6 protein-coding genes are annotated in these 6,190 nt (G+C 69.9%); 1 reads left to right on the top strand and 5 read right to left on the bottom strand.

Going from position 1 to position 6,190, the window contains the following annotated elements; all coding sequences use genetic code 11:
* Nucleotides 1-75: 75 nt before the first annotated feature.
* Both TR49_RS28250 and TR49_RS28245 read right to left on the bottom strand, forming a co-directional pair.
* Nucleotides 76-708 carry a DUF6230 family protein gene (locus TR49_RS28250; RefSeq protein ID WP_236653565.1) on the bottom strand — a complete coding sequence of 211 codons (633 nt, stop codon included), beginning with the start codon at nucleotides 706-708 and terminating at the stop codon, nucleotides 76-78.
* Between the two features lie 548 nt (nucleotides 709-1,256).
* Nucleotides 1,257-2,234: a tetratricopeptide repeat protein gene (locus tag TR49_RS28245; RefSeq protein ID WP_042386687.1), complete on the bottom strand. Its 978-nt coding sequence runs from the start codon at nucleotides 2,232-2,234 to the stop codon at nucleotides 1,257-1,259.
* A gap of 310 nt (nucleotides 2,235-2,544) precedes the next feature.
* Here TR49_RS28245 and TR49_RS28240 point away from each other — a divergent pair, with 310 nt between their 5' ends.
* Nucleotides 2,545-3,165, top strand: a complete 621-nt coding sequence (locus TR49_RS28240; RefSeq protein ID WP_042386686.1) for a TetR/AcrR family transcriptional regulator — start codon at nucleotides 2,545-2,547, stop codon at nucleotides 3,163-3,165.
* Nucleotides 3,166-3,322: 157 nt separating this feature from the next.
* On the opposite strand, the gene icmA is transcribed toward TR49_RS28240, so the two are convergent.
* The 3 genes from icmA to TR49_RS28225 form a co-directional block, all read right to left on the bottom strand.
* On the bottom strand, nucleotides 3,323-5,026 hold the full coding sequence (gene icmA / locus TR49_RS28235; RefSeq protein ID WP_042386685.1) for a coenzyme B12-dependent isobutyryl-CoA mutase large subunit: 1,704 nt from the start codon (nucleotides 5,024-5,026) through the stop codon (nucleotides 3,323-3,325).
* Between the two features lie 163 nt (nucleotides 5,027-5,189).
* A complete protein-coding gene (locus TR49_RS28230) occupies nucleotides 5,190-5,534 on the bottom strand; it encodes a DUF3817 domain-containing protein (RefSeq protein ID WP_042386684.1) in 345 nt (114 codons plus the stop codon).
* A gap of 34 nt (nucleotides 5,535-5,568) precedes the next feature.
* On the bottom strand, nucleotides 5,569-6,117 hold the full coding sequence (locus TR49_RS28225; protein WP_042386683.1) for a MarR family winged helix-turn-helix transcriptional regulator: 549 nt from the start codon (nucleotides 6,115-6,117) through the stop codon (nucleotides 5,569-5,571).
* Nucleotides 6,118-6,190: the final 73 nt, after the last annotated feature.

The following is a 6,190-nucleotide window of genomic DNA, read 5'->3' as shown; positions in this document are numbered from 1 at the left end:
TTCGAAAGGCTCAAGGGGTGTGGCGGGGAGGGGACAGGCCCTCCCCGCCGAAAGACCTCAGGTACCTCTGTTACGTCAGAAGCAGGGGTTGCTGCCGGACGAGAGGTTGAGGTGCATGTTCGCCAGCGCGAAGGTGCCGGCCGAGGTGGCCCACGCCGTCTGCTTGACGTTGGTCAGGTCGGCGGAGTCCGCCTCCTGGCCGAAGCTGCCGGCGAAGCCCGGCTGGCCGGCGGAGGTGGAGTCCACCGGGCCCTTGCTGATGGCGCCGCCGGCGACACCGATGTTGATGTTGTTGAAGGTCGCAGTGTCGGCCTTCAGGTCCGTCATGTCGATGAAGAGCTTCGACGCCGCGACGGGCGTGCCCGCGTCACCGGCGGTGATGCGCAGGGTGTAGTCGCCCCACGGCATCGGCACGTCGACCGACTGGCACAGGTTGGTGATGCTCGCGCTGTTGAAGCCCGAGACGGCAACCGGCAGGTTGGTCTTGGCACCCTTGCTGTCCACCACCGCGTCGACGGTGCCGTACTGCGAGAAGCCGTCGCCGTGCAGCGAACCGGCCTCGACCTTGAACGACGCGCCGGAGAGCGCGAAGGACGCAGCGAGCGCGCCCTGGGCAATGCTGACACCGACGGCGGCGGTCGCGGCCAGCGTCGGGACCATGACGACTGCGAACCGCTTCCAGCGGGTCTTGCCGAAGGTCTGGGACATGAGTCGAGATCCTCCTTCTCGGACGTACATCTCCCGACCAGGTGTGGGATCCCGGCCGGAGATGGGGAGAAGAGCTACGTCCTCGGGAGGTGAGAGCACCCCCGAGCGACAACCACTCGTGCGTGCCTTAAGGCACGCCCGTTGCGAGTACAGGCTCCATCCGGTGGACGGAGACCCCCCTGTCCTCAACTCAGGTGCCGGCGAACCGACACCCCGCCCGGTGGGGATTCCGTCTCCCGCTCCCGACCGGCTGCCGGGAAATAGGTGATGGACCGAGCGTGCTGATCGTGGTCCATGCAGAGCCTCTGCACAAGTGGTTCATTACCGATGAGTAAGGAACACGTGAACCAGGCCCCACGCCTCAGTGGGCCCGATATGACGCTCCGTGAGCGGCCACTGATGGCACTCAGGGTCAAGCTGCAGGAAAGGCGGGCAGAACAGACGAAGGCGGCCACGATGAGTGACCGCCTCGCCGCTATGTCAAGATTTGATAAACGTAATCACCGTGTCGACACATCCCCGCAACACGCTCACAAAGGTGACACCCGTCAGAAGAGCTTGCGTGCCAATGCTCCCCGGGCCTTCACAACGCGCGGGTCCTCGGCGCCGATCACCTCGAACAGTGAGAGCAGGTGGAGGCGGACCTTGTCGCGCTCCTCGCCGAAGGTGACGCCCACGGTGTCGACCAGGCGCCCGAAGGCGTCGTCCACATGACCGCCCACCAGATCGAGGTCGGCCGCGGCGATCTGGGCCTCGGCGTCCTTCGGCTTCTCCGCGGCCGCGGCCCGCACGGCGGCCGGGTCCAGGCCCTGCACCCGCTGCAGCAGCTCCGCCTGAGCCAGGCCCAGCTTCGCCTCCTCGTTGCCGGGCTGTTCGGCGAGGACGTTGCGGTAGGCCTGAACGGCGCCGCCGAGGTCACCGGCGTCGAGAGCGTCATGGGCCAGGGCGAGCGCCGGGTCCTGCGGGGGCTCGACACCCTCGGCGACGACGGCCTCACCCTTGCCACTGCGGGCGCCGGGCTCGCCGGCGATGCCGAAGCGCTCGGCCGCCTCCTTGATCAGCTGGTCCAGCAGCGGGCGGATCTCCTCCGCCAGGGCCGGACCCTCGAAGAGCGGGATCAGCTGACCCGCGACGACGACCAGCACCGTGGGCAGGTCGCGCAGCTGGAGCTGCTGGGCCAGGCGCTGGTTCTCGCGGACGTCCACCTCGGCCAGCACGAAGCGGCCGTCGTACTCCTCGGCGAGCGCCTCCATCACCGGGACCTGCTGCTCGGCCGGGCCGTAGCCCTCGGCCCAGAACAGCAGCAGCACCGGGACCTCGGCGGAAAGCGGGACCACCTGGGCCTCGAAGTCGGCCTCGTTGACGGCGAAGACCAGAGGCTCGGCCGCGGCGTCCACCCCGTTCGCCTCGGCCTTTCTGGCGCGCTCGGCGCGCATCTGCTCCGCCTTGGCGGCGGCGTCGGCGGCCGCCTTGACCGCGGCGAGGTCGACCGCGCCGCGCAGGGACATGTTGTTCCGTGGCTGCATGGGCCTATCCTCCCCCGTCGGCCGGTCCGTTCGCACCAATACCCCCGCTGTGCTGCCGGATGCAGGACCACGGGGGCTGTGATGCGTGTGACAAGGTGGTACCGCTTGTCGTACTGGTCAGCGAGCGCGGATCCCCATCCGCGCGACAGCGTGGTTGTCGCTCTTTCGCTACGAGTCGTAGCGTATATCGAGCCCGGGACGGCGCGCAGCAGGTTTCGGGTGAGCTGCGCCACTCTTGCCGACGGCCTCTCGGCGACCGGAGTACCGACGAGTAGCCTTCGTTAACCCAGTCGTCACACAAGGAGCCGACGTGACCCCACCGTCCGGCCCCCGCAAGGGCCGCCCGCGCAACGCCGACGCGGACGGCGCGATCCTCGCGGCCACCCGCGAGGCGCTGGCGGAGCTGGGTTGGGGCGGGCTCACCATGGGCGACGTCGCCGCGCGCGCGGGCGTGGCCAAGACGACGCTGTACCGGCGCTGGCCCTCGAAGAACGAGCTCGTCGTCGCCGCCGTCGCGGAGCAGCTGGACGAGCTCGAGATGGCGGACCTCGGCAGCCTCCGCGCCGACATAGAGGCCGTGGTCGCGCAGTTCGCCGCGCTCCTGTCCGCGCCGGAGACCCAGGCCGCCCTGCTCGCCCTCTTCGCCGAGGCCACCCGCGACCCCCTGCTGCGCAGGCGCGTCCGCGAGTCCATCATCGAGCCGCAGAAACGTCTCGTCATCGCCGGCCGCGCGGCCGCGCAGGCCCGCGGCGAGCTGCCCATGGACTCCTGCGAGGAGATGGCCTCGGCGGCGGTCGACATCATCTTCGACACCGTCGCCGGCACGGTCGTCCACCGCATGCTGGTCAGCGGCGAACCCGCCACGGCGGAGTGGATCAGCGCCTTCACCACCCTGCTGCTGGCCCCGCTGACGGAGATCGCCGCGGGCTAGGAGCCCGTCTTGCGGACCAGGTCGGATCAGTCCGTGGCGTCAGGGTGTGTGGCGTCCGCCGGGCGTCGATCACGTACGCCGTCGACCCGGAGGACGAGAGCGGGCCGACGGCGTACGTGATCGACGCCGTCGGCCCGGAAGCCGGTAATCCGGAGGGTCAGAAGCCGGCCGGCTCCACGTAGACGCCCCACTCGGCGCGGAGCGCGTCGCAGATCTCGCCGAGGGTGGCCTCCGCGCGGACGGCGTCGAGCATCGGGGGGACCATGTTCTCGCCCGCGCGCGCCGCGGCGAGCATCGCGTCGAGGCCGGCCTTGACCGCGGCCTCGTCGCGGGCCGCCTTGCGGTCGGCGAGGACGCGGACCTGCTCGCGCTCGACCTCGTGGCTGACCCGGAGGATCTCCAGCGGCGGCGTCACCGAGCCGGTGTGGCAGTTGACGCCGACGACGCGCTTCTCGTCCTTCTCCAGCGCGGTCTGGTACTGGAAGGCCGCCTCCGCGGTCTCGCCGGTGAACCAGCCGTTCTCGATGCCGCGCAGGATGCCGGAGGTCATCGGGCCGATCGGGTGCTGCTTGCCCGCACCCACCGCGGCCTCGCCCATGTCCAGGATCTTGCTGAAGATCGCCTCGGCCTGGGCCTCGATCCGGTCGGTCAGCGCCTCGACGTACCAGGAGCCGCCGAGCGGGTCGGCGACGTTGGCGACGCCGGTCTCCTCCATCAGCACCTGCTGGGTGCGCAGCGCGATCTCCGCCGCCTGCTCGCTCGGCAGCGCGAGGGTCTCGTCCAGGGCGTTGGTGTGCAGGGAGTTGGTGCCGCCCAGCACCGCCGAGAGGGCCTCCACCGCGGTGCGCACCACGTTGTTGTACGGCTGCTGTGCGGTCAGCGAGACGCCGGCCGTCTGGGTGTGGAAGCGCAGCCACTGCGCCTTCTCGGTCTTGGCGCCGTAGACGTCCCGCAGGCGCTTGGCCCAGATCCGGCGCGCGGCACGGAACTTGGCGATCTCCTCGAAGAAGTCCAGGTGCGCGTCGAAGAAGAAGGAGAGGCCCGGCGCGAAGACGTCGACGTCCAGCCCGCGCGAGAGGCCCAGCTCGACGTAGGCGAAGCCGTCGGCGAGGGTGAAGGCCAGCTCCTGCGCGGCCGTCGCGCCCGCCTCGCGGATGTGGTAGCCGGAGACCGAGAGCGGCTTGTACGCCGGGATGTTGGCGGCGCAGTACTCCATCAGGTCGCCGATCAGGCGCAGGTGCGGCTCGGGGGCGAAGAGCCACTCCTTCTGCGCGATGTACTCCTTGAAGATGTCCGTCTGCAGGGTGCCGTTGAGCACGCCCGGGTCGACGCCCTGGCGCTCGGCGGCGACGAGGTACATGCAGAAGACGGGGACGGCCGGGCCGGAGATCGTCATCGAGGTGGTGACGTCGGCCAGCGGCAGGCCGCGGAAGAGCACCTCCATGTCGGCCGCGGAGTCGATGGCGACGCCGCAGTGGCCGACCTCGCCGAGCGAGCGCGGGTCGACGGAGTCGCGGCCCATCAGCGTCGGCATGTCGAAGGCGACCGAGAGGCCGCCGCCGCCCGCGTCCAGGATCATCCGGTAGCGCTCGTTGGTCTGCTCGGCGTTGCCGAAGCCGGCGAACTGGCGGATGGTCCAGGTGCGGCCGCGGTAGCCGGTCGGGTAGAGGCCGCGGGTGAAGGGGAACTCACCGGGCCAGCCGATCCGCTCGAAGCCGGGGTACGTCGTGCCCTCGGGCGGGCCGTACGCGGGCTCGACCTCGTCGCCGGAGAGCGTGGTGAAGTCCGCGTCGCGCTTGCGCGCGCGGTCGTAGCGCTGCTGCCACCGCTCCCGGGCGGCGTCGGTCTGCTGTGCGTCCATCGGTGGTGGCCCTGGCCCTTCGGCAGAATCTGCGAATACAGAAGATATTCGGACGTCCTACTACCTCAATTTACTCGGACGTCCTACTACCTGTCGATTGAGACATGACGCACAACGCCCCACGGTCCGGTGAACCGTGGGGCGCGGGCAGATGTCGCGAAGGTCAGGCGCCGACGAGCTGCTCCTGCTCCTGGGCGGCGAGCTGGGCCTTCATCTCACGCACGACGCGGCGCTCGACGAAGAAGACGGCGGTGGGGATGGTCCCGGCGAGGACCGTCCAGACGATCTTGCCCATGGGCCATTCGAGCTTCATGCCGAGCACGAAGGCGACCACGACATAGGCCATGTACAACCAGCCGTGCAGGGTGCCGACGATCATCACGGGCGTGGCCGAGGCACCGAAGCCGTAGTGGGCGATGCAGGCGACGCACAGCAGGACCAGGCCCACGCCGGTCACGTACGCCAGTGCACGGTAGGCCGTGAGCAGAGAGGCGGGGGACTTGTTCATAGTCATCGAGAGTAGACCGACAAAAGTCGATCTCTCACACCGCCCCGGCGTTGGCCTCGGGGTCGACCGCGAGCTCCGCGTCCTCGAAGTCCCCGGCGGCTATCCGCAGCGGCCGCAGCATCTCGAAGAGCTCCTTGCATCCCTCGGCGTCGTAGCCGGTCAGGCCGAAGTCCATGGCCATCAGGTCCCGGGTGGCCGCCTCGACGACGTCCCGGCCCTTGGGCGTGATCGCCGCGAGGATGCCGCGGCCGTCCAGCGGGTTCGGGCGGCGGGTGACCAGCCCGGCCGCCTCCAGGCGGTCCACGGTGTTGGTGACGCTGGTCGGGTGGACCATCAGCCGCTGGCCGATCTTGGACAGCGGCAGCTCGCCGGCCTTGCTGAAGGTGAGCAGCACCAGCGCCTCGTAGCGGGCGAAGGTGAGCTTGTACGGCTTGACCACCGCGTCGACCTGCGCCAGCAGGATCTGGTGTGCCCGCATCACCGAGGTGATCGCCGCCATGGACGGGACCGCGCCCCAGCGCCGCGCCCACAGTTCGTCGGCGCGCTCGATGGGGTCGAAGTTCAGGCTCAGCGGCTTCGGCACGCTGACACCGTACCGCTTGGTCGACGAACGGTGACCGGCCGTCTCACGCCCGCCGCCGGACCGCCGAGGTCAG

The organism is Streptacidiphilus melanogenes (genome assembly GCF_000787835.1).
GTDB lineage: Bacteria > Actinomycetota > Actinomycetes > Streptomycetales > Streptomycetaceae > Streptacidiphilus > Streptacidiphilus melanogenes.
The sequence above is the reverse complement of the archived record's forward strand: the minus strand, read 5'-3'. Positions and strand labels throughout refer to the sequence as shown.

Bases quoted from the DNA above. Each gene is read 5' to 3' on its own strand.
- TR49_RS28245 (WP_042386687.1), bottom strand. From the start codon at position 2,234: ATGCAGCCACGGAACAACATGTCCCTGCGCGGCGCGGTCGACCTCGCC.
- TR49_RS28250 (WP_236653565.1), bottom strand. From the start codon at position 708: ATGTCCCAGACCTTCGGCAAGACCCGCTGGAAGCGGTTCGCAGTCGTC.
- icmA (WP_042386685.1), bottom strand. From the start codon at position 5,026: ATGGACGCACAGCAGACCGACGCCGCCCGGGAGCGGTGGCAGCAGCGC.
- TR49_RS28230 (WP_042386684.1), bottom strand. From the start codon at position 5,534: ATGAACAAGTCCCCCGCCTCTCTGCTCACGGCCTACCGTGCACTGGCG.